Annotated in this window: 23 protein-coding genes and 1 riboswitch; of the genes, 13 read left to right on the top strand and 10 right to left on the bottom strand. The window is 72.8% G+C overall.

What is annotated here, in order from left to right:
* Positions 1–7: 7 nt before the first annotated feature.
* The 3 genes from PSQ21_RS05920 to PSQ21_RS05910 form a co-directional block, all read right to left on the bottom strand.
* On the bottom strand, positions 8–973 hold the full coding sequence (locus tag PSQ21_RS05920; protein ID WP_274029345.1) for a cobalamin biosynthesis protein: 966 nt from the start codon (positions 971–973) through the stop codon (positions 8–10).
* Between the two features lie 131 nt (positions 974–1,104).
* Positions 1,105–1,236, bottom strand: a riboswitch (cobalamin riboswitch).
* 151 nt (positions 1,237–1,387) lie between these two features.
* Positions 1,388–1,621, bottom strand: coding sequence for a hypothetical protein (locus PSQ21_RS05915; RefSeq protein WP_274029344.1), 234 nt, complete (start codon positions 1,619–1,621; stop codon positions 1,388–1,390).
* Positions 1,622–1,633: 12 nt separating this feature from the next.
* Complete coding sequence (locus PSQ21_RS05910) at positions 1,634–2,896, bottom strand: inorganic phosphate transporter (protein WP_274029343.1); 1,263 nt, start codon at positions 2,894–2,896, stop codon at positions 1,634–1,636.
* 277 nt (positions 2,897–3,173) lie between these two features.
* On the opposite strand from PSQ21_RS05910, the gene PSQ21_RS05905 reads away from it, so the two are divergent.
* The 3 genes from PSQ21_RS05905 to PSQ21_RS05895 all read left to right on the top strand — a co-directional run bounded on the left by PSQ21_RS05905 (position 3,174) and on the right by PSQ21_RS05895 (position 6,669).
* Entirely contained in the window at positions 3,174–3,833 is a 660-nt protein-coding gene (locus tag PSQ21_RS05905) for a class II aldolase/adducin family protein (RefSeq protein ID WP_274029342.1), read from the top strand.
* A 156-nt stretch (positions 3,834–3,989) separates the two neighbouring features.
* Positions 3,990–5,117 carry an alpha/beta hydrolase gene (locus PSQ21_RS05900; RefSeq protein WP_274029341.1) on the top strand — a complete coding sequence of 376 codons (1,128 nt, stop codon included), beginning with the start codon at positions 3,990–3,992 and terminating at the stop codon, positions 5,115–5,117.
* Positions 5,118–5,301: 184 nt separating this feature from the next.
* Entirely contained in the window at positions 5,302–6,669 is a 1,368-nt protein-coding gene (locus tag PSQ21_RS05895; RefSeq protein ID WP_274035654.1) for a hypothetical protein, read from the top strand.
* 97 nt (positions 6,670–6,766) lie between these two features.
* Here PSQ21_RS05895 and PSQ21_RS05890 read toward each other — a convergent pair whose 3' ends face one another.
* The gene (locus tag PSQ21_RS05890) at positions 6,767–7,177 is read right to left on the bottom strand and encodes a VOC family protein (protein WP_274029340.1); all 411 of its coding nucleotides are present in this window, start codon (positions 7,175–7,177) and stop codon (positions 6,767–6,769) included.
* A 298-nt stretch (positions 7,178–7,475) separates the two neighbouring features.
* Here PSQ21_RS05890 and PSQ21_RS05885 point away from each other — a divergent pair, with 298 nt between their 5' ends.
* The 3 genes from PSQ21_RS05885 (at position 7,476) to PSQ21_RS05875 (ending at position 10,564) form a co-directional block, all read left to right on the top strand.
* Positions 7,476–9,074 (top strand): ABC-F family ATP-binding cassette domain-containing protein, encoded by a 1,599-nt coding sequence (locus PSQ21_RS05885; protein ID WP_274029339.1) that lies wholly within the window; start codon positions 7,476–7,478, stop codon positions 9,072–9,074.
* A gap of 320 nt (positions 9,075–9,394) precedes the next feature.
* Positions 9,395–9,616 carry a helix-turn-helix domain-containing protein gene (locus tag PSQ21_RS05880; protein ID WP_009337982.1) on the top strand — a complete coding sequence of 74 codons (222 nt, stop codon included), beginning with the start codon at positions 9,395–9,397 and terminating at the stop codon, positions 9,614–9,616.
* Between the two features lie 156 nt (positions 9,617–9,772).
* Positions 9,773–10,564: an enoyl-CoA hydratase/isomerase family protein gene (locus PSQ21_RS05875; protein ID WP_274029338.1), complete on the top strand. Its 792-nt coding sequence runs from the start codon at positions 9,773–9,775 to the stop codon at positions 10,562–10,564.
* On the opposite strand, the gene PSQ21_RS05870 is transcribed toward PSQ21_RS05875, so the two are convergent.
* Complete coding sequence (locus PSQ21_RS05870) at positions 10,554–11,303, bottom strand: hypothetical protein (RefSeq protein WP_274029337.1); 750 nt, start codon at positions 11,301–11,303, stop codon at positions 10,554–10,556. The genes PSQ21_RS05875 and PSQ21_RS05870 overlap by 11 nt on opposite strands.
* 93 nt (positions 11,304–11,396) lie before the next feature.
* Between PSQ21_RS05870 and PSQ21_RS05865 the strand changes: the two genes are divergently transcribed.
* The 5 genes from PSQ21_RS05865 to amaP are packed head-to-tail and all read left to right on the top strand — an operon-like array spanning position 11,397 to position 13,722.
* Positions 11,397–11,873 (top strand): Asp23/Gls24 family envelope stress response protein, encoded by a 477-nt coding sequence (locus PSQ21_RS05865; RefSeq protein ID WP_274029336.1) that lies wholly within the window; start codon positions 11,397–11,399, stop codon positions 11,871–11,873.
* Between the two features lie 43 nt (positions 11,874–11,916).
* Positions 11,917–12,108: a hypothetical protein gene (locus tag PSQ21_RS05860; protein ID WP_006123598.1), complete on the top strand. Its 192-nt coding sequence runs from the start codon at positions 11,917–11,919 to the stop codon at positions 12,106–12,108.
* Positions 12,105–12,458 (top strand): hypothetical protein, encoded by a 354-nt coding sequence (locus PSQ21_RS05855; protein ID WP_274029335.1) that lies wholly within the window; start codon positions 12,105–12,107, stop codon positions 12,456–12,458. Before PSQ21_RS05860 ends, PSQ21_RS05855 begins: the two co-directional genes overlap by 4 nt.
* A complete protein-coding gene (locus tag PSQ21_RS05850; RefSeq protein WP_274029334.1) occupies positions 12,455–13,138 on the top strand; it encodes a DUF6286 domain-containing protein in 684 nt (227 codons plus the stop codon). The genes PSQ21_RS05855 and PSQ21_RS05850 overlap by 4 nt, the downstream gene beginning before the upstream one ends.
* A gap of 5 nt (positions 13,139–13,143) precedes the next feature.
* Entirely contained in the window at positions 13,144–13,722 is a 579-nt protein-coding gene (gene amaP / locus PSQ21_RS05845) for an alkaline shock response membrane anchor protein AmaP (RefSeq protein ID WP_274029333.1), read from the top strand.
* Positions 13,723–13,757: 35 nt separating this feature from the next.
* Here the strand turns inward: amaP and PSQ21_RS05840 are convergent, their stop codons facing one another.
* The 5 genes from PSQ21_RS05840 to PSQ21_RS05820 form a co-directional block, all read right to left on the bottom strand.
* Complete coding sequence (locus tag PSQ21_RS05840) at positions 13,758–14,513, bottom strand: SDR family oxidoreductase (protein WP_274029332.1); 756 nt, start codon at positions 14,511–14,513, stop codon at positions 13,758–13,760.
* Between the two features lie 4 nt (positions 14,514–14,517).
* The gene (locus PSQ21_RS05835; RefSeq protein ID WP_274029331.1) at positions 14,518–16,311 is read right to left on the bottom strand and encodes a glycoside hydrolase family 15 protein; all 1,794 of its coding nucleotides are present in this window, start codon (positions 16,309–16,311) and stop codon (positions 14,518–14,520) included.
* A 66-nt stretch (positions 16,312–16,377) separates the two neighbouring features.
* Entirely contained in the window at positions 16,378–17,181 is an 804-nt protein-coding gene (locus PSQ21_RS05830; RefSeq protein ID WP_274029330.1) for an SURF1 family cytochrome oxidase biogenesis protein, read from the bottom strand.
* 78 nt (positions 17,182–17,259) lie between these two features.
* Positions 17,260–17,493, bottom strand: coding sequence for a hypothetical protein (locus PSQ21_RS05825; protein WP_007459448.1), 234 nt, complete (start codon positions 17,491–17,493; stop codon positions 17,260–17,262).
* A gap of 64 nt (positions 17,494–17,557) precedes the next feature.
* Positions 17,558–18,607 (bottom strand): DEDDh family exonuclease, encoded by a 1,050-nt coding sequence (locus PSQ21_RS05820; protein ID WP_274029329.1) that lies wholly within the window; start codon positions 18,605–18,607, stop codon positions 17,558–17,560.
* 221 nt (positions 18,608–18,828) lie between these two features.
* Here PSQ21_RS05820 and PSQ21_RS05815 point away from each other — a divergent pair, with 221 nt between their 5' ends.
* Together PSQ21_RS05815 and PSQ21_RS05810 are read left to right on the top strand one after the other, a co-directional pair.
* Positions 18,829–19,761 (top strand): sterol desaturase family protein, encoded by a 933-nt coding sequence (locus PSQ21_RS05815; protein WP_274029327.1) that lies wholly within the window; start codon positions 18,829–18,831, stop codon positions 19,759–19,761.
* Positions 19,758–20,474 (top strand): lysoplasmalogenase, encoded by a 717-nt coding sequence (locus tag PSQ21_RS05810; RefSeq protein ID WP_274029326.1) that lies wholly within the window; start codon positions 19,758–19,760, stop codon positions 20,472–20,474. Before PSQ21_RS05815 ends, PSQ21_RS05810 begins: the two co-directional genes overlap by 4 nt.
* Positions 20,475–20,494 lie beyond the last annotated feature (20 nt).

The following is a 20,494-nucleotide window of genomic DNA, read 5'->3' as shown; positions in this document are numbered from 1 at the left end:
GGACCGTTCATGACCGTCCCCACTTCCGCCCCGTGACCGTCCGGCCCGCGACCAGCCGCCCCGCCACGCACACACCGAGGGCCAGCGTGCTCACCCGGCGCGACAGCCGTACCGCACGTTCGATGTCCGCTCCCCGCACGGCCCGCCCGGACTCCCCGTTCAGCACCGGCCGGTGCTCGACGCGCCCCGCGTACGCCAGCGTCCCGCCCAGCCGTACGCCGAGCGCACCCGCGAACGCTGCCTCCACCGGCCCCGCGTTCGGGCTCGGGTGACGCCCCGCGTCCGCCCTCCAGGCGCGTACGGCCTCCCGGGGCCGCCCACCGCCCGCCACGGCCAGCGCGGCCGTCAGACGGGCGCCGGGCCACCCCGCGAGGTCGTCCAGGCGGGCCGAGGCCCAGCCGTAACGGCGGTAGCGGGGGGACTTGTGGCCGACCATCGCGTCGAGCGTGTTCACGGCCCGGAAGCCGACGAGCCCCGGGACCCCGCCGATCGCCCCCCACACCAGCGCGCCGACAACGGCGTCCGAGGTGTTCTCGGCGACCGACTCGACGACCGCGCGGGCGATCCCGGGGCCGTCGAGGGAGTGCGGATCGCGACCGCACAGGTGCGGCAGCCGCTCCCGCGCGGCCTCCAGGTCCCCGGCGGCCAGGGCGCCGCCGATGGCGCGCGCCTCCCGGCCGAGCGACGTCCCCCCGACGACGGACCAGGCGGTGGCGGCGGTCAGCGCGACGGCGAGCGCGGGGCGGTCCCGGGTGGCGCGGGCGGCCAGCGCGGCGGCCCCGACGGCGCCGCCGGCGCACACGAGGGTGTGCAGGGCGCCCCGGCCCCGGTCGTCACGCCACAGCAGGGATTCGGCCCGCGCGGCTGCGCGGCCGAATCCGGCGACGGGATGGCCCCGACGGGGGTCGCCGAGCAGAGCGTCGGCGATCAGCCCGGCCGTGGCGCCGTACGCGAAGACGCGGTCGGCACGCACGGCTCAGCCCGTCGCGGGGAGAGGCGTTCCGGAAGGGGGATGAGGGGGGACAGGAAGCGGCACACGGCGGCCGGGCATGGCGTATGTCCTCACTCAGGGTCCGCGCCCTGGTTCGACGTGACCGGCGACGAGAGTCTCCTGGCTTCCGGATCCGCAGTTCCCCCGGCCTTCCAGCCCGTGTTCCGTGGGCCGTGACGTCCGGTGTGGGGGAGTGCTCCCCGGTGACAGTGGCGGGACCGCGCCGGATTCGCACCGGCTTCCTCTGCTGTCGCCGTAAATGGCTCCGGCAGTCCACCACGCCCCGCGAACAACCGTCAACTCGCTGTTGACCTGCGAGGCTCCACTGTGCGCAGACGCACATCGGGCCGGACACACGAGGGTGTGTCCGGCCCGAGGGAGAAGCGGGGTGCGGGGTCAGGCGACGATCAGGTAGATCCCGTACGCGACCGCCGCCACGCACGCCGCGAAGCAGACGTACGCCGCGGTGCGCGCCAGCGCGACCGACCCGCCGCCGGCGGCGCCGCTTCCGGCCGTGGCGGACTGCTTGGAGAGGGCGACGATGCCCAGGGTGAAGAGGCCGACCAGCGCGACGGTGACCACGAGGCTGACACCGAACACGGAGGCGAGGGCTGCCCAGTCGATTTTCATGCGGATCTGTCCTTACACCTTGGCCGGCGGCCGGGCCGGGTCGTCGGGCGACGAGGCCGGGGCCGGGATGGTGGTTGCGAGGTCGGCGGCCGGGGCGCCGGCGGGCGGCGGCTGGACCGCGGCGATGGCGGTGGTGACGACGCCCTGGGGCTCGCCCTCCCCGTCCGGGTCGTTGACGTTGGTGTGGTCCACCGGCTGGCGGCGCGAGGCCAGCCAGATGGCGAAGGAGCCGCCCACGAGCACGACCGCGGTGACGGTGATGCCCCAGGGGCCCTGCTTGGTCAGGAACTCGGCGCCCGCGCCGATCAGACCGGCCGCCGGGAGCGTCAGACCCCAGGCGACGAACATCCGGGTGGCGGTGGACCAGCGGACCACGCCCCCCTTGCGGCCGAGACCCGCGCCCATCACGGCGCCGGAGCAGGACTGGGTGGTGGAGAGCGAGAAGCCGAGGTGCGAGGAGGCCAGGATGACCGTCGCCGCGCTGGTCTGGGCGGCGAAGCCCTGCGGCGGCTGGAGGTCGGTCAGCCCCTTGCCCATCGTGCGGATGATGCGCCAGCCGCCGAGGTAGGTGCCGAGCGCGATGGCCACACCGGCGGAGACGATGACCCACAGCGGCGGGTTGGAGCCGGGGGCGAGGACGCCACTGGTGACCAGCGCCAGCGTGATGATGCCCATCGTCTTCTGGGCGTCGTTGGTGCCGTGGGCGAGCGAGACGAGACCGGCGGAGGCGATCTGTCCGGCCCGGTAGCCCTTGGCGGTCGACTTGAGCTGACCCTCGTCGGTGACGTTCCGGTTGATCCGGTACGTCAGCCGCGTGGCCAGCATCGCGGCGATACCGGCGACCAGCGGGGCGGCGATCGCCGGGAGCAGCACCTTGGTGACGACGGTGCCGCCGTTGATCGAGGACCAGCCCGCCGACATGACCGCGGCGCCGATCAGACCGCCGAACAGGGCGTGGGAGGAGCTGGAGGGCAGGCCGACCAGCCAGGTCAGGAGATTCCACAGGATGGCGCCGACGAGCGCCGCGAAGATGACCTCGGTTCTGATGCCGTCCTCGTTGACGATCCCGCCGGAGATCGTCTTGGCGACCTCCACCGACAGGAACGCGCCGATCAGGTTGAGAACGGCGGACATCGCCACCGCTGTCTTGGGTTTCAGGGCGCCGGTCGAGATGGTGGTCGCCATCGCGTTGGCGGTGTCGTGGAAACCGTTCGTGAAATCGAACACGAGAGCTGTCACGACCACAATCGCAAGCAGCAGCGTGATGTGTTCCATTTACCCAGGCAATCGTTCGACGTCAGTGGCACGTGGACCGTAGGCAACCTGGATGAACGGAAGGTGAACTGAGCGGGGCGCCACGGTGACCCCAAGCGGAGTGGGTTGCCTCCGCTTGTACGCGGGAGGGGCCGCGCGACGCCAGTGGGGCGGGATGTGGGCTGCCCTTTGCCACTAGTTGGCGAACATTTTGAACGGCTGTTCGGCACCCGGAAGAGACCCCCGTCACCTTCCCTGTGACGTTCCGGTTGCGCGTCCTGCCCTCTACGCTCGCCCCATGAGCGAGCAACAGCCGGAATCCGTCGGCCGGGCCTGGCTGGACGTCGTGGCAACGGCCCGCCGCAGCGCGGCGGACGGCCTGGTCGTCGGCACCTCGGGCAATGTCTCGGCCCGCGTCGGCGACCTGGTCCTGGTCACGCCCAGCGGGGTGCCCTACGACCGGCTCGGCCCCGGGGACGCGGTCGGCGTCGACCTGGAAGGCCGCCAGGTCCTCGGGAACCTCGGGCCGACCAGCGAACTCCCCCTCCACCTGGCGGTCTACCGCTCCACCGACGCCGCCGCCGTGGTCCACACCCACGCCGTGCACGCCACCGCCGTCTCCACCCTCGTCACCGAGGTGCCGCTCGTCCATTACGCCGCCGCCATCCTCGGCGGCCCCGTCCGCACCGCCGCCTACGCCCGCTACGGCACCCCGGAGCTGGCCGAGGCCATGCTCGGGGCCCTGGCGGGCCGCACCGGCTGTCTGCTCGCCAACCACGGCACCGTCACCTACGGCGACACGCTCGACCAGGCCTACGAGCGCACCGCCCAACTGGAGTGGCTCTGCCGCCTCTGGCTCACCGCGAGCTCCGTACCCGGCCGCACCCCGGCCCTGCTCGACGCGGCCCAGCTGGACGAGGTGACGGAAGCGCTCAAGGGATACGGCCAGCCCGGCTGAGCCGCGCTCGGCGCCCGCTCCTTCTCCGCCGGCGCCCGCTGCTCGCCTACGGGCGCCCTCGTGTCCGCCGGAGCCCGGGCGCCGGGTCCGGCCCGCGTCCGCCCCGGACGGCCCCGTCCACTGGCAGCGCGCCTCCCGTCCCACGACACTGGAGCGGTGCGCCCGGTAACCGCGACGGCAACGGCCGTCACCACGATCCTCGGCGTCGGTGCGACAGCGGTCGCGGCCGGCCGGTACGCCAGCGACGTCGCCCTCAAAGCGGCGCCCGGACGTCCCCTCCCCGCCGACCGCAGACTCACCGTGCACGCCACGGCGGCCGGGCAGACCACCCTGACCCGGTCCTTCTCGGCGCTCAGGCCCGGCACCTACGGCCTGTCCGGACCCGGCGTCCACGCGGTCGTCGGGCCCGTCGTCGAAGGGGCCTCCCAGGCCGCCGACACCGTCGTCCGCAGGCTGGAGAGCGTCGGCACGGGACTCCTCGAACCGGGCGTGAAGGTGCGGCTCACCCCCGCGCTGTACGGCGGTGACCCGAGCAGCGACCTCGGCCTGGACCATCAGGAGGTCGAGATCCCCGGCGAACTGGGAACCCTGCCCGCCTGGTACGTCCCCGGCGCGCGCGACACCTGGGTCATCACCGTGCACGGCCTCGGCACCACCCGGGCCCACCCCATGAACCTGATGCCGTTCCTGCGCGAACAGAGCTTCCCCGTGCTCGACCTCGCCTACCGGGGCGACCCCGGGGCCCCGCGCCCCGCGGACGGCCTCGGCCACTTCGGCGCCTCCGAGTGGCGCGACCTCGACGCCGCCCTCCGCTGGGCCCTGCGCTACGGGGCCCGCGACGTGATCGTCCACGGCTGGTCCACCGGCGCCACCATGGCCCTGTACGCCGCGGTCGAGTCCCCGCTCCGCGACCGGATCAGCGGCCTCGTCCTCGACTCCCCGGTGCTGGACTGGCCGGTCACGCTGCGCGCCCTGGCCGCGGCCCGCGGCGTCCCGGCCGCCCTGCTGCCGCTCGCCGTCCGCGCCGCCCAGGGCAGGACCGGGATGAGCGCGGCCCCGATGCTGGAGACCTCGGCGCCGGCCTCCCTGCGCACCCCGACCCTGATCCTGCACGGACCGGACGACACCATCGCCCCCTGGGACGCCTCCCGCCGGCTCGCCGCCCGCCGTCCGGATCTGGTCAGCCTCCACGCCGTACCGCAGGCTCCGCATGCGTCGATGTGGAACGTCGGCCCGGCCCGCTACGAGGAGACCCTGCGACGCTTCCTCACGCCTCTGATGTGAGCCGATGGGGTGAACTCTCCCGCTTGCCGTCGCGCCGGGGGAACCTTTCCCGTACCGGCGAAACGCCTTCCGTTTGGGCTTTCGGGCCGTCAGGGGCAAGACTGCTCCCGTGACGTCCCGTACTCCGCGCGACTCCAGGCTGCGACTTGTCCGCCCGCGACCCCTCGCCACCGCCCGCAAGGCCGTGACGACCCGGCGTACCAGGCCGGCACCCCGGCCCCCCGAGGGCACCCCGCCCCGTACGGAACTGGCGCGCCAGGCCAGGGCGGTGCTCGCCGACGCCGTACGCATCGCCCACTGGGCGGCCGGCACGCCGGGGCCGGGTACTGCCGCCCCCCTCGCGGCGCACGCCCTCGAACGGGCGGCCACCGCTCTGGAACTCTCCCCGGCGCAGGTCCGCGCCGGCTGGGACCGGGCCCGGCTGGCCGGACTGATCGAACTGCACGGCGACACCGCCCGCCCCGGGTGGCGGCTGCGCGCCTGGGACCGGGACGACTCCGCCGTGCTCCGCGGCTGGGTGGCGCTCTTCGACGCCTGGTCGCTCGTCCACGCCGCCCCCGCGGGCATCGAGGCGGGCGCGGTCGCCGAGGCCGTCGAGGCCGTGCCCCAGGTGCTTTCCCTCCTTCAGCTCTCCGCCGGTCCCGTCACCGTCCCCGCGCTGCTGGACCTTCTCGGCCAGCGCGTCGCCGAACTTCAGGAGGAGCGCTGCGAAGTGCCCCTCGGACCCGGCCGAACCGCGCCCGCCGCCCCGGCGGAGACCGATGCCCCCGCGGTGACCACCGCACGCACAGCGGCGGCCGAGAGCGCCGCCGGACCCGACCGGAGCCCCGGCCTCAACGCCCTGCTGCTCGACTGGGCCCTGGAAGGCCTCGCCGCCGTCGGGGCGCTGACGCTCGGCCAAGGGCACGCCACGCTCACCCCGCTCGGCAACTGGGCGGTCTGGGTCAAGCTGGAACAGATCTGCGTCGCCGCCCAGAGCCCGGCCGGGAACATCGAGCAGTCCGCCGCCGACATGCTCCTCGGCTGCGCCCGGCTCAGCCCCGGCCCGGCCCGCGACGAATACCGCGCCTGGCTCGCCGCCCGTACCGTCGGCAGCGCCGTCGCGGAACTGCTGGCCGTCGCCCGGGGCGAGGACGCGCTGCTGCGCGGACTGGCCTTCGAGGCGCTGAGGGTCGTCGGCGCCCCCGCCGAACCCGAGGTCCGCGCCGTGCTCACCGAACCCTCGCTGCGGCCCTACGGGCTGCTCTGGCTCGCCGAGTACGAGGGCAACGATCCCGATGACGCCCAGGACGTCCTCAGCCGCGAGGAGGCCACCTGGCTCTGGGTCGACACCGCGGCCGCGGTCGCCGACCACGGCGAGACCGGGCTGCTGGTCCGCCACCTCGACTCCGCCGTCCAGGGAACCGTCCCGGCCCTGCTCGACGAGGTCAGGGCCGTCGGCCATCCGCGCACCGTCCAGGTCCTGGTCGCCCTGGCCGCGGCCCACCCGGACCCGGCCCTGGCCAAGGCGGTCCGCCGGGCCGCCTTCCAGGTGCACACCGGAGGAGCCTGAGACCGCGCGCCCCGGGCGGCACCGGGGCGCCGCGCGAAACTACGCCCAACCGGGCGCCGCGCGAAACCCGCCCGCCGTTCGGGACCGCTCAGCCCGCTCAGCCGGACCCCGGAGCGTAGGTCCCGAAGCTCCACACATTGCCCTCGGCGTCCCGCGCCATGTAGTCCCGGGAGCCGTAGTCCTGGTCGGTCGGCTCCATGAGGATCTCCACGCCGAACTCCTTGGCGCGGGCACAGTGTTCGTCGACCTCTTCCACCACCACGTACACCCCCGCCGGGCCCGCGCCCGTCATCGCCTGCGCGAACAGACCCCCGCGCCCCTTGGAGCCGAGCATCACCCTGCCGTTGCCGCAGGACAGCTCGGCATGCAGCACGCTGCCGTTCTCCCCCTCGTAGACCGCCTCCTCGGTGAAGCCGAGACCCTGCGTCAGCGTTCTGATCGCGGCCTTCGCGTCGTCGTACAGGATCGTCGGGTAGATCGTGGGAACGCCGTTCGCCCCGCCGGTCATCGCACTCACCTCTTCCGGTGTCGCGTCTGCTCTGCGGACCACTCTGATGTGATCTGCGTCTCAGTCTTCCACCGGGCACTGACAATGCCCTCCCGGATCCGGTCCTCGCCGACCGCCGCCGCCCAGGCGGGTGCCCCTCCGCGCTGGACAGCGGGCGGTTCGTCCCGACGGGCTCGCGGGAAAGAAGTTGCGCACCGCCAGTAGAATGGGCCGTATGGCTTTCCTCCTTGTGCATTAGCGGCGTCGAGAGACCTCCGCCCTCGTCCCTCCGCCGTCCACACTGCCCTGGAGTTTTTCCGTGATCACCGCTTCCGGCATCGAGCTGCGCGCCGGCGCCCGCATCCTCATCGAATCCGCTTCCTTCCGCATCGCCAAGGGCGACCGCATCGGCCTCGTCGGCCGCAACGGAGCGGGCAAGACCACCCTCACCAAGTGCCTCGCGGGCGAGGGCACTCCCGCCGGGGGCACCATCACCAGGTCCGGCGAGGTGGGCTACCTCCCGCAGGACCCGCGCACCGGCGACCTCGACATCCTCGCCCGCGACCGCATCCTCTCCGCCCGCGGTCTCGACACGATCCTGCGCAAGATGCGTGAGAACGAGGACCGGATGGCGAACGGGCAGGGCGCCACCCGCGAGAAGGCGATGAAGAAGTACGAGCGCCTGGAGACGGAGTTCCTCACCAAGGGCGGATACGCCGCCGAGGCCGAGGCCGCCACCATCGCCGCCGCGCTCAGCCTGCCCGACCGGGTCCTCGGCCAGCCGCTGCACACGCTCTCCGGTGGTCAGCGCCGCCGCGTCGAGCTGGCCCGGATCCTCTTCTCGGACGCCGACACCCTGCTCCTGGACGAACCGACCAACCACCTCGACGCCGACTCCATCGTCTGGCTGCGCGACTACCTCAAGTCCTACCGTGGCGGCTTCATCGTGATCTCCCACGATGTCGACCTGGTCGAGACGGTCGTCAACAAGGTGTTCTACCTCGACGCGAACCGCTCCCAGATCGACGTCTACAACATGGGCTGGAAGCTCTACCAGCAGCAGCGCGAGGCCGACGAGAAGCGCCGCAAGCGCGAGCGCCAGAACGCCGAGAAGAAGGCCGCGACCCTCAACGCGCAGGCCGACAAGATGCGCGCCAAGGCCACCAAGACCGTCGCCGCCCAGAACATGGCCAAGCGCGCCGACCGGCTGCTCTCCGGCCTGGAGGCCGTGCGGGTCTCCGACAAGGTCGCCAAGCTGCGCTTCCCCGACCCCTCGCCCTGCGGCAAGACCCCGCTGATGGCGGAGGGCCTGTCCAAGTCGTACGGCTCGCTGGAGATCTTCACCGACGTCGACCTCGCCATCGACAAGGGCTCCCGCGTCGTCATCCTGGGCCTCAACGGCGCCGGCAAGACCACGCTGCTCCGCCTGCTCGGCGGCGCCGAGAAGCCCGACACCGGCGAGATCATCCAGGGGCACGGCCTCAAGCTCGGTTACTACGCCCAGGAGCACGAGACTCTCGACCCGGATCGCACGGTCCTGGAGAACATGCGCTCCGCCGCCCCCGACCTCGACCTCGTGGCGGTCCGCAAGACGCTCGGCTCCTTCCTCTTCTCCGGCGACGACGTCGACAAGCCCGCGGGCGTGCTCTCCGGCGGTGAGAAGACCCGGCTCGCCCTCGCGACCCTGGTCGTCTCCTCCGCCAACGTGCTCCTGCTCGACGAGCCGACGAACAACCTCGACCCCGCCAGCCGCGAGGAGATCCTCGGCGCGCTGCGCACCTACAAGGGCGCGGTCGTCCTCGTCACCCACGACGAGGGCGCCGTGGAGGCGCTCCAGCCGGAGCGGATCATCCTGCTCCCGGACGGCGTCGAGGACCTCTGGGGAGCGGACTACCGCGACCTCGTCGCTCTCGCCTGATCCACCGGGGATAGATCATTCGGCCTACGCGTGATCCACCATCTGTGTGAGAGCGTCTCGTACTCCGGTGGTGCGCCCGGCGCTCACCCGCTCTGCGCCCCTGTTTCGGCCACTCTTCCCCGTACGGCCCTGACCTGGCTGTTCTCGTCATGGTCCGGGCCGAACGCCCTCGTGCGCCCTTCGGAATCGAGGATTCCGCTCGTGCCGAGGGGCTTCTCGTCCGGGAAACCGCTCGCACCGACCTTGCCGAATGGGTGGCCAGGAAGCGCGGGAGGGGTGATCATGAGAGTCCAGAGCGCACTTCCCATGAGGAGGCACGGGTGGCCGAGACTCTGAAGAAGGGCAGCCGGGTAACCGGCGCCGCGCGTGACAAGCTCGCGGCAGACCTGAAGAAGAAGTACGACTCCGGTGCGAGCATCCGGGCGCTGGCCGAGGAAACCGGCCGCTCCTACGGGTTCGTCCACCGGATGCTCAGTGAATCCGGAGTGACGCTGCGAGGACGCGGCGGCGCGACACGGGGCAAGAAGGCCACTTCGGCCTGAAGGCCTCTGCGTTCCCGGTGTCTTCGGTGTCATTCGGTGTCATTCCGGCCCAACGGAACACGGGGTGACCACCCGGCTGACCGCAAGGTCGTCCGGGTGGTTACTGTTCAGTCACTTAATTCCGAGTGCTGACCGCACCCCATCCGGAGGCGCCCCATGACCTCGCTCGACACTGTGCTCGACAAGGACGGCGTACGGCTCACCGTCGACGACGCCGTCGCCACGGTGACGCTCACCCGTCCGGCCAAGCGCAACGCTCAGTCTCCCGCTCTGTGGCGGGCGTTGACGGAGGCCGGAAGGGCGCTGCCCGGCACGGTCCGGGTCGTGGTGCTCCGTGGCGAGGGCATGTCCTTCTCCGCGGGCCTCGACCGGCAGGCCTTCACTCCCGAAGGCTTCGACGGCGAGCCGTCGTTCCTCGACATGGCGCGCGGCCCGGAGGCCGAGCTCGACGCGATCATCGCCGAGTACCAGGAGGCGTTCACCTGGTGGCGCCGCAACGACCTCGTGTCGATCGCGGCGGTCCAGGGCCACGCCATCGGCGCCGGCTTCCAGCTCGCCCTCGCCTGCGATCTGCGGATCGTCGCCGAGGACGTGCAGTTCGCCATGCGCGAGACCAGTCTCGGCCTCGTTCCCGACCTCACGGGCACCCACCCGCTGGTGCACCTCGTGGGGTATGCCCGCGCGCTCGAAATCTGCGCCACCGGCCGCTTCGTGCACGCCGAGGAGGCCGAGCGCACCGGCCTCGCCAACCTCGTGGTCCCCGCCGACCAGCTCGACGCGGCCACCCGCGACCTGGCCGGGGCCCTGGTGGCGGCGCCACGCGACGCCGTCGTCGAGACCAAGGCGCTGCTCGGTGGCGCGCTCTCGCGCGACTACGAGGAGCAGCGCATCGCCGAGCGGGCCGCCCAGGGCCGCCGGCTCCGCGACCTGGCGGGCCTCACGGACTGACCACGTCCGTGATCAGCACGGACACCGGCAGCCGGTCCCCCGTGGCCGCCGCCACCGCCGTGCGCACCGACCGGGCGACATCCAGCGCCCGGAGGTTCCCGGCCGCCGCCACCTCGACCCGTACGCACTCCTGGGTGGTGTGCACCGGGCTGCCCAGGGCCCGGGTCAGCGAGGCGACTCCCGGGGCCCCGGCGGCGGCCGTCGCCACCGGGCCCTCCGCCTGCGCGACCCGCGCCCGATCAGGTGACGGCGGCGCCGCCCTCACCTGATCGGGCGCATCGTCCTCCAGCAACGCCGTCACTCTCAGGTCCACCTCGGCGATCTCCAGACCCAGCCGGGCCGCGGCGGCCGTGAGGAGCACCGCGCGCAGTGCCGCGGCGGCCTCCGGCAGCGGCCGGTCCGGGGCGGCCGAGAACTCCGCCTCGATCCGCAACGGCCCCGGCGGCAGCGCACTCGGCGGAGCCGGCGGCGGCACCGGGCCCGCAGGGTCCCGTGAGGCGTCGGAACCGCCCCCGGTGACCGCTCTCTCCACCGCTTCCTCCGTCGGACCGATCCGCAGCATCCCGAGCACCGTCCCCGGGAGGGCGGACGCCCCGCGCAGCACCGACGCGGCGGCCGTCTCCGCGATCCACGCGCCGTCCGCCGGACCGCCCAGCGGCAGCAGCCTGCCCAGGCCCAGGCGTTCCCGTACCGCAGCGGTCCATCCGTCGGCCCTCCGCGGGCCCCAAGCCGTCGTCATCACCCCAGACTGCCGCATCCACGGCGCGAGATGGGGAAAGCGCACTTAACGTGGGCAAGGAAGTACAAACCTGCCCCGAAGGGAAGAGCAGCGATGACTGACACCTCCCAGCGCAACAACCCCGACAGCGGGTCCGGTGACAAGACGCCGCTGAGCAAACGCGGCGGCGGCGCACCGGGCACCCGGGGCCGCACCACCATCGCGGACGGCGTCGTCGAGAAGATCGCGGGGATGGCGGCACGCGACGTGGCCGGCGTCCACGCGATGGGCAGCGGCCTGTCGCGGACGTTCGGCGCCGTCCGTGACCGGGTCCCCGGCGGCGGCAGATCCGTCACCCGCGGGGTCAAGGCCGAGGTCGGCGAATCGCAGACGGCTCTTGACCTGGAGATCGTCGTCGACTACGGCGTGTCGATCTCCGACCTGGCCCGCGATGTACGCGAGAACGTCATCGCGGCGGTCGAGCGCATGACCGGCCTTGAGGTCGTCGAGGTCAATATCGCGGTCAGCGACGTCAAGCTGCCCGACGAGGACGACGAGGACGACGACAACGACGAGCAGCGTCTTCAGTGACCGTTCCGCATCTCCGTCGCACCGCAGTTGAGGAGAGACCACGATGAGCATGGCTGTCGCGGGCCTGTTGGCCGGCATGGCGCTCGGATTCGCCGGGTATTTCGGCGGGTTCGGAGCCTTCGTACTGGTGGCCGCGCTGGGCGCGATCGGCTTCATCGCCGGCCGCTTCCTGGACGGTGACCTGGAGCCCGGCGACTTCTTCCGGAGTCGCGAGCGCGGCGACCGGCGACGGTGACGGCGGTGACCGGCCGGGTCGCCGCCGCCGAACGGGGCGAGACCCGGATCGCCGACCGCGTCGTCGCCAAGATCGCCGCCCAGGCGGCGAAGGAGGCGGTCGACGAACCGCCGGCGGACGGGGCGTCGCCGCGTGCCACGGTCACCGTGCACCGCGACGCCGCCCGGGTCTGGGTCAGCCTGGAGCTGGGCTACCCCGGCGACATCGGCCGCCAGTGCGGCGCCGTACGCCGACGGGTCGCCCAGCGGGTCAAGGCGCTGGCAGGGATGGAGGTGCCCGAGGTGGCCGTGCAGGTCGAACGGCTGCACCCCGCGGGAGCGGGCGCCGCGGCGCAGGGGAGGATCCGATGACCGAACCCGGTGAACCGACCGGATCCACCCGGCGGATGCCCACGGTCGACCAGAGCGACGGCGGCGCGCGCCCGCCCGTCCCGGGCGCTTCGGCCGACGCCCGCGCACCTGTCCCCACCCTGGAACAGGGGGACGGCCGGGCCGGACGCTTCTGGTCCGCGCGCCGGGTCCCGGCCGCCCTGCTGGCCCTCGTGGTCCTGGGCGGGGCCGGGCTGCTGCTCTACGACATCGCCGCCGTACGGACCGGTCATCCGGCCATGCAGTGGCGTCGCTCCCTCGCCGACGGACTGGCCGAACGGCCCCTGGACGACGTCGCGGTGCTCATCGGGGCGGGCGTCGCGGCGCTGATCGGCCTCTGGCTGATCCTGCTGGCCCTCACCCCCGGACTGCGCGACCTGCTGCCGATGCGCCGCGACCGTGCCGACGTACGGGCCGGACTGGACCGCACCGCCGCCGCGCTGGTCCTGCGGGACCGGGCCGTGGAGGTGCCCGGCGTGCAGTCCGTGCGGGTCGGGATGGGACGGCGGAAGGCGAAGGTGCGCGCGCTCTCGCACTTCCGGGAACTCGACGACGTACGGACCGACCTGGACGCCGTGCTGGAGAAGGCCGTCCGGGAACTGGGCCTGGCGAAGCCGCCGGCCCTCTCCGTCCAGGTGCACCGACCGGCGAAGAAGGGATGAGCCGTATGCGCTCCACCGTCAACCGGGTCCTGCTGGCCCTGGCCGGGCTGGTGCTGGCCGTCGTCGGCGGAGCCGTGCTCGCCACCGGCCTCGGCGCGTCCGTGCCGTCCTGGTGGCCCTGGGACGGCACGCACGATGTGCTGCTCAGCGCGGCCGACCGGCACAGCCGGCGGGACGAGGGCTGGTGGTGGCCGACCGTGATCGCCGTCCTCGCCGTCCTCGTGGTCCTCGCCCTGTGGTGGTTCCTCGCCCAGCTCCGCCGCGGCCGCCTCGCCGAGGTCCTGGTGGACAGCGGTGACGGCGAAGGGGCACAGCTGCGGGGCCGCGCCCTGGAGGGCGTGCTCGCCGGGGAGGCGGGCGAACTGGACGGAGTGGCCCGCGCCCACGCGATGCTGACCGGCCGCCGCACCGCGCCCCGGGCCCGGGTCCGCCTGCTGATGGAACCGCACGCCGCGCCCCTCGGGACGCTGAACGCGGTCGCCGACGGGGCGCTGGCGCACGCCAGGGACTCGGCCGGTCTGGACGGGCTTCCCGCCGAGGTACGCCTCAAGGCCGTCAAGCACCGCGCGGAGCGGGTGTCCTGACGGCCCGGGCGCCACCGGACGAGCGGCAGGGCGGGTCAGAAGCCGCGCCGTGCTCCGCCGTCGACCGGGACCATGAGGCCCGTCAGGTACGAGGCGGCGGGGGAGAGCAGGAAGGCCGTGGTCCTCCCGAACTCCTCGGGCGTCCCGTAGCGCCGCAGCGGGATCCGCGCCTCGTTCGCGGTGCGGGCGGCCTCCGCGTCACCGGACAGGGCGTCCAGTTCGCGGACCCGGTCGGTGTCGATCCGGGAGGGCAGCACGCCCACCACCCGGATGCCGCGCGGGCCCAGCTCGTCGGCCAGCGACTTGGCGAAACCGGCGAGCCCGGGGCGCAGCCCGTTGGAGATGGTCAGCCCCGCGATCGGCTCATGGACCGATCCGGAGAGCACGAAGCCGATCACCCCGCCCTCGCCGAGCGTGGCCGCAGCCGTCCGGGCGAGCCGTACGGCTCCCAGGAACACCGTCTCGAACGCCGTCTGCCACTGGTCGTCCGTGTTGTCCGCGAGGAAGCCGGGGGCGGGCCCACCAACGCTGATGAGGATGCCGTCGAGCCGTCCGAAGCGTTCCCGGGCGGTGTCCACCAGGCGCTGCGCGGCGCTCGGGTCGGCGTTGTCGGCGGCGATTCCGACCGCTTCCGGGCCCAGTTCGGCGGCGGCCTCCGCGACGGACTTCTCGTCCCGGCCGGTGATGATCAGTTTCGCGCCGTCGGCGGCCAGGGAGCGGGCCGTGGCGTTGCCGAGACCCCGGGTCGCTCCGGTGACGATGTAGACGCGGTCCTTCAGTCCAAGATCCATGGCCCTATCCTGCCGGGTCCTCACCGGCGAGGTCGACAGCGGAGTTCACCAGTCCGATATGGCTGAAGGCCTGCGGGAAGTTGCCCAGCTGCCGCCCGGCCGCCACGTCGTACTCCTCGGCCAGCAGGCCCACGTCGTTGCGCAGCTCCAGCAGATGCTCGAACAGCTCCCGTGCCTCGTCCGGCCTGCCGATCCGCTGCAACGCGTCGACCAGCCAGAACGAGCAGGCGAGGAACGCGCCCTCGTCGCCGGGCAGCCCGTCCACGGAGGAGCCCCGGGTGCCGTAGCGGCGGACCAGACCGTCGCTGCCCAGCTCGTCGCGGACCGCGTCGACCGTGCCGATCACCCGGGGGTCGTCCGGCGGCAGGAAGCCGGTCCGCACGATGAGCAGCGTCGAGGCGTCCAGCTCCCGGGACCCGTAGGACTGGGTGAAGGTGTTCCGCTCGGGGTCGTACCCCTTCTCGCAGACCTCGGCGTGCACGGCGTCCCGCATCGCCCGCCAGCGGTCGGCGTCGCCGGGCAGTTCGGGATGCTCCTCCAGCGAGCGCACCGCCCGGTCGGCGGCGACCCAGGCCATCACCTTGGAGTGCACGAAGTGCCGCCGGGGGCCGCGGATCTCCCACAGCCCCTCGTCCGGCTCGCGCCAGGTCGACTCCAGGAAGCCGAGCAGGCTGAGCTGGAGGTTCCAGGCGTGCGGCTTGTCGTCGAGCCCGGCGACGCGGGCCAGCCGCAGCGCGTCGATGACCTCGCCGTACACATCGAGCTGCCGCTGGCGGACGGCCGCGTTGCCGGTACGCACCGGCCGGGAGTGCTCGTACCCGGCGAGCCAGGGCAGCTCCGTCTCGGGCAGCCGCCGCTCGCCCGCCAGCCCGTACATGATCTGGAGGTCGGCCGGGTCCCCGGCGACGGCCCGCAGCAGCCAGTCCCGCCAGGCCTCCGCCTCCTTCAGATAGCCGGCCGAGACCAGCGCCCCGAGGGTCAGCGTGGCGTCCCGCAGCCAGCAGTAGCGGTAGTCCCAGTTCCGTACGCCCCCGATCTCCTCCGGCAGCGAGGTGGTCGGGGCCGCCACGATGCCGCCCGTCGGGGCGTACGTCAGCGCCTTCAGCGTGATCAGGGAGCGCAGCACGGCGTCGCGGTAGGGGCCTTCGTAGGTGCAGGCGCCGGTCCACTTCGCCCAGTCGTGCAGGGTGTGCTTCAGTGCTTTGCGCGGGTCGATCAGCTTCGGGCGCTGCGCGTGGGAGGGGTGCCACGTCAGCACGAACGCCACACTCTCGCCCTCGGAGACGGTGAACGAGGAGCAGGTGCTGAACTGCTGGCCCCACGTCTTGACCGGCGGTTCGCTGCGCAGCCATACGGAGTCGGGGCCGGCGACCGCCACCCGGTGGCCGTGCGAACGCCGCACCCAGGGCACCACCGAACCGAAGTCGAAGCGCAGCCGCAGCACCGAACTCATGTCGACGGTGCCGCTGACGCCCTCGACGATCCGCATCAGGTCCGGCGAGTTGTCGCGCTGCGGCATGAAGTCGATGACCTTCACCGTGCCGGTCCACGTCTTCCAGTACGTCTCCAGGACCAGGGAGTCGTCCACGTACCCGCGCCGGGTGCAGGTGTCCGAGGCGCCCGCTCCCTTGGGCGCGATGCGCCAGTGGCCGTTCTCCTCGGTGCCGAGCAGGGCGGCGAAGCAGGCGCCGGAATCGAAGCGGGGCAGGCAGAGCCAGTCGACGGAACCGTTCCTGCCGACGAGCGCGGCGGTCTGGAGATCGCCGATCAGGGCGTAGTCCTCGATGCGTGGGGTCACGCTTGGCGCTTTCCCGAACCGGGCCCTTGTCAACCAGCCATCCGGCCCGCGGGTGTGCCGGATACCTCAGGCGCTCGCCGGTTCGGGCTGTTCCGGGGCGTCGGCCGTCGCGTCCGTGGCCGCGGCCTGCTCGCGGTCTCGCTTCTCCCGGCGTACGAGAATGATCCAGCCGACCGGGACGGCGGCGACGAACAGCCACCACTGGACGGCGTAGGCCATGTGCGGGCCGATCGAGCTGTCGTCGGGGGAGGCGATCTGTTCGGGCAGATCACCCGCCGGCCGGGGAGCGGTCTGCTCGATGTATCCGCCGAGGACCGTCCGGGAGAGCAGCTGGGACTGCTGGTCGCTGTTGATCAGCATCACCTGCCGGTCCGGCAGCCCCGCCAGGTCCTTGATGCCGCTGCTGCCGGTCGTCTCGTCCGCCTTGAGGCGGCCGGCGACGGTCACTTCGCCCCGGGGCGCGGGCGGCACGTCGGGGAAGGCGGTCTGGTTCGGCGCGGCCGGGACCCAGCCGCGGTTGACCAGGACGGTGCCGCCGCCCTTGAGGTCCAGCGGGGTCAGGACGTGTACGCCGATGCGGTCGTCGTCCGAGGTCCGGCGGCGGACGACCACCTCGTGCTCGGTGTCGAACGTCCCCGTCGCGGTGACCGCCCGCCAGTAGTCCGAGCGGGGGACGGTGTGCCCGGGAGAGGTCAGTTCGGAGACCGGGACCGGATCCGCGTCGAGGTTCCGCGAGATCAGCCTGTTCTGCTCGACCCGGTGTTCGTGCCGGTGGAACTGCCAGAAACCCAACTCGATCATCGTCGGAATCAGCACGAGGCCGAGCAGGGTGAGAATCACCCACTGCCGGGTCAACAGGAAGCGGTACACCCCATGACCGTACAACCGGGGCCATGGGGTGCGGCACTCAGGGGTGTCGCCGGAGCCAACCGGCAACGGGGTGTTCCGTCACACTTTGTCCACGATGCCCGCCTTCCCTTCGGCGCGGGCGCAGTGGGCGCCGCAGTACCAGTGCCCGTCGACCTCCACGCCCTGCCCGATCACCTGGACCCGGCAGTGCTCGCAGATCGGCGCCATGCGGTGGATGGCGCAGGAGAAGCAGTCGAAGACATGCACCGCGCCCTGCGCGTGCACCTCGAAGGACATGCCGTAGTCGTTTCCGCAAACCTCACAACGTGCCATGCGCCACAGGGTGGGACGCCCGGCGGCCACGGGGCGAGCGGCTGCCGGGCGAGTCGCCCCCGGTTCACTCCGATGACGGGGTGCCCTCCGGCGACGGGATCGCCTCCGGAGGCGGCGGGGGCGCCTGGTGCGGCAGCGCGGCGCCGTCGGCCGGGGCCACGTCGCGCAGCAGATGGGTGAAGGCGCTCTCCTCCAGGATCGGTGTGCCGAACGACTTGGCCTTCTGCGTCTTGGAGGTGGCCGCGTCCGGGTCGTTGGTCACCAGCAGACTGGTCAGCCGCGACACACTGGTCGCCACGTGCAGACCGGCCTCCACCGCCCGGTCCTCCAGCAGCTCCCGGTCGATCGAGGTGTCCCCGGAGAAGGCCACCCGCATCCCCTGCTGGAGCGGCTTCTCCTTCTCGTACCGCCCCGGATTGGGATACGGGCAGGCCGGCCGCTTGCGCGAGGGCCGCCAGCTGTTCGGCTGCCGGGAGGGCTGGTAGCCGACGCGCGGGGCGACGGGGGAGTCGGACCACTCGGTGAGCGGCCGGCACTCCAGCAACGGCAGCCGCACCCCGCCCCGGGCCGCCGCGTGCAGGCTCGGCCGGAACGCCTCGGCCAGCACCCGGGCGTCGTCCAGGGCGTGGTGGGCCTGCTGCTGTACGACTCCGAAGTGCGCGGCGAGGGAGGCCAGCTTGTGGTTGGGCAGCGGCAGCCGCAACTCCTTGGCCAGCGCGATCGTGCACAGCCGGTGCTCGACCGGGGCGATCACCGAGGCCCGCGCGTACTCCCGGGCGATCATCGACCAGTCGAACGCCGCGTTGTGTGCGACGAGCACCCGGTCCTTGAGCCGCTCCGACAGCTCGGCGGCGACCTCCGGGAAGAGCGGCGCGCCCTCCAGGACATCGCTCGTCAGTCCGTGGATCCACACCGGGCCGGGGTCCCGCTCCGGGTTGACCAGCGTGTACCAGTGGTCCTCGACATCGCCCAGGGCGTCCAGCCGGTAGACCGCGGCGGACACGATCCGGTCGTCGCGGGCGAGCCCGGTGGTCTCCACGTCGACGACCGCGTACCCCTGGGGGTAGGCGGTCGGCCATGGTGCGGCTGTCTGGCGGTCGTCGAGCATGGTCACAGAGAATACGGGCCGCGACTGACAGTCCCCTATTCGGCCGGGAGGGGGCGGGTGCGACGCCTGACCGGAACTCCGCGACCCGCCGGGCCGGATTCCGCAACTCGCCGGGCCCGCGGCTCCTCTGATTGGCAGAAGGTGCCAAAGACTGCTGACGCCAGGTCTCGCATACTTGTGGGTAACAACGTCTAGCCCCCGCCGACCCGCGGCCCTACGGTGCTCGCATGGAGCCGAACCTGCCCGATGTCGTGCTGTGGTCGATACCGGCCTTCGTGCTGCTCACCGTGATCGAGATGGTCAGCTACCGCCTCCACCCGGACGAGGACGCCGCCGGGTACGAGACCAAGGACGCCGCCACCAGCCTCACCATGGGCCTCGGCAGTCTGGGCTTCGACCTGCTGTGGAAGATCCCCGTCCTCGCGATCTACACGGGGGTCCACGAACTGACGCCGCTGCGGGTGCCCGTGGTGTGGTGGACCGTCCTGCTGATGCTCCTCGCCCAGGACTTCTTCTACTACTGGTCCCACCGAGGTCACCACGTCATCCGGATCCTCTGGGCCTGCCACGTGGTCCACCACTCCAGCCGGAAGTTCAACCTCACCACTGCGCTGCGCCAGCCCTGGACCTCCGCGACCGTCTGGCCCTTCTACCTGCCGCTGATCGCCTGCGGGGTGCACCCGGCGGCGCTCGCGTTCTGCCAGTCGGCCAACCTCGTCTACCAGTTCTGGGTGCACACCGAGCGCGTCGGCAAGCTCCCGCGCCCCTTCGAGTACGTCCTCAACACGCCCTCCCACCACCGCGTCCACCACGCCTCGCAGGGCAGTTACCTGGACCGCAACTACGGCGGGATCCTGATCGTCTGGGACCGGATGTTCGGGTCCTTCGCGGCCGAGACCGAGCGGCCCGTCTACGGGCTCACCAAGAACATCGCCACCCACAACCCGCTGCGCGTCGCGACCCATGAGTACGCCGCCATCGCCCGGGACGTCCGGGCCGCCGACACCTGGAGCGAGCGGGCCGGACGGGTCTTCCGGGGGCCGGGCTGGCAGCCGGCGTCGAAGGCGGGGGCCAGAGGTCCGGCGCCCGCCTCCGTACCCGCCCAGGCAGCCGTACCCGCCCCGGCCTCCGCGGCCCCGGCCCCGGAAGGCACCCCGTGACCTCCACCGCGTCCCGTCCCGGCGACACCGGGCGCGGCGCACGCGCCGAGCGCTTCGCCCGCCCCGTGCTCCTCGCCTTCCTCCTCGCCGCCGCGGTCGACCTGACCGGGCTCCTCGCCGGGGCCGAGGCCGTCCACCTGGTCGCCAAGCCGCTGCTGATGCCGCTGCTAGCCGGGTACGCGGCACTCCGCGGCGGACCCCGACTGCTCGTCGCGGCCCTGCTGTTCGGGTGGGGCGGCGACGTCTTCCTGCTCGCCGACGACGACCTTGCCTTCCTCGTCGGCATGGGCTCCTTCGCCGCCGGCCATGTCTGCTACCTGACCCTGTTCGGCCGCGACCGGGCCCGTGCGCCGCTGGCCACGGCGGCCGGATACGCCCTCGTCCTGGCCGTCTTCCTCGTGCTGATCTGGCCGGACCTCCCGGCGGACCTGCGCGCCCCGCTGACCGGCTACAGCCTGCTGCTCACGGCCGTGGCCTGGCGGGCGGGCGTGCTCGGCCCGTACGCGGCGGCCGGCGGGGCGCTCTTCCTCATCTCCGACGCCCTCATCGCCACCGGCATCGCGGACTGGCCGCAAGCACCCGCTCCCGACTTCTGGGTGATGCTCACCTACATCGCCGCCCAGGCCCTGCTGACCCTCGGGGTGCTCACGGCGGGGGCGGCCCGGGGAACCGGGCGAACCGGGGCGTACCGTGAGCGGGGTACCAGCATCTGAGACCGGCAAGGACCCCGTAC

It is taken from the genome of Streptomyces sp. MMBL 11-1 (assembly GCF_028622875.1).
GTDB lineage: Bacteria > Actinomycetota > Actinomycetes > Streptomycetales > Streptomycetaceae > Streptomyces.
Note: the sequence above shows the minus strand (reverse complement) of the source record. Positions and strands in the feature narration are given on the sequence as shown.

Excerpts from the sequence above, each read along its gene's own strand:
- PSQ21_RS05915 (WP_274029344.1), bottom strand. The coding sequence starts at position 1,621 with ATGAAAATCGACTGGGCAGCCCTCGCCTCCGTGTTCGGTGTCAGCCTC.
- PSQ21_RS05910 (WP_274029343.1), bottom strand. The coding sequence starts at position 2,896 with ATGGAACACATCACGCTGCTGCTTGCGATTGTGGTCGTGACAGCTCTC.
- PSQ21_RS05905 (WP_274029342.1), top strand. The coding sequence starts at position 3,174 with ATGAGCGAGCAACAGCCGGAATCCGTCGGCCGGGCCTGGCTGGACGTC.
- PSQ21_RS05890 (WP_274029340.1), bottom strand. The coding sequence starts at position 7,177 with ATGACCGGCGGGGCGAACGGCGTTCCCACGATCTACCCGACGATCCTG.
- PSQ21_RS05875 (WP_274029338.1), top strand. The coding sequence starts at position 9,773 with ATGACCTCGCTCGACACTGTGCTCGACAAGGACGGCGTACGGCTCACC.
- PSQ21_RS05870 (WP_274029337.1), bottom strand. The coding sequence starts at position 11,303 with ATGACGACGGCTTGGGGCCCGCGGAGGGCCGACGGATGGACCGCTGCG.
- PSQ21_RS05865 (WP_274029336.1), top strand. The coding sequence starts at position 11,397 with ATGACTGACACCTCCCAGCGCAACAACCCCGACAGCGGGTCCGGTGAC.
- PSQ21_RS05860 (WP_006123598.1), top strand. The coding sequence starts at position 11,917 with ATGAGCATGGCTGTCGCGGGCCTGTTGGCCGGCATGGCGCTCGGATTC.
- PSQ21_RS05850 (WP_274029334.1), top strand. The coding sequence starts at position 12,455 with ATGACCGAACCCGGTGAACCGACCGGATCCACCCGGCGGATGCCCACG.
- amaP (WP_274029333.1), top strand. The coding sequence starts at position 13,144 with ATGCGCTCCACCGTCAACCGGGTCCTGCTGGCCCTGGCCGGGCTGGTG.
- PSQ21_RS05840 (WP_274029332.1), bottom strand. The coding sequence starts at position 14,513 with ATGGATCTTGGACTGAAGGACCGCGTCTACATCGTCACCGGAGCGACC.
- PSQ21_RS05825 (WP_007459448.1), bottom strand. The coding sequence starts at position 17,493 with ATGGCACGTTGTGAGGTTTGCGGAAACGACTACGGCATGTCCTTCGAG.
- PSQ21_RS05815 (WP_274029327.1), top strand. The coding sequence starts at position 18,829 with ATGGAGCCGAACCTGCCCGATGTCGTGCTGTGGTCGATACCGGCCTTC.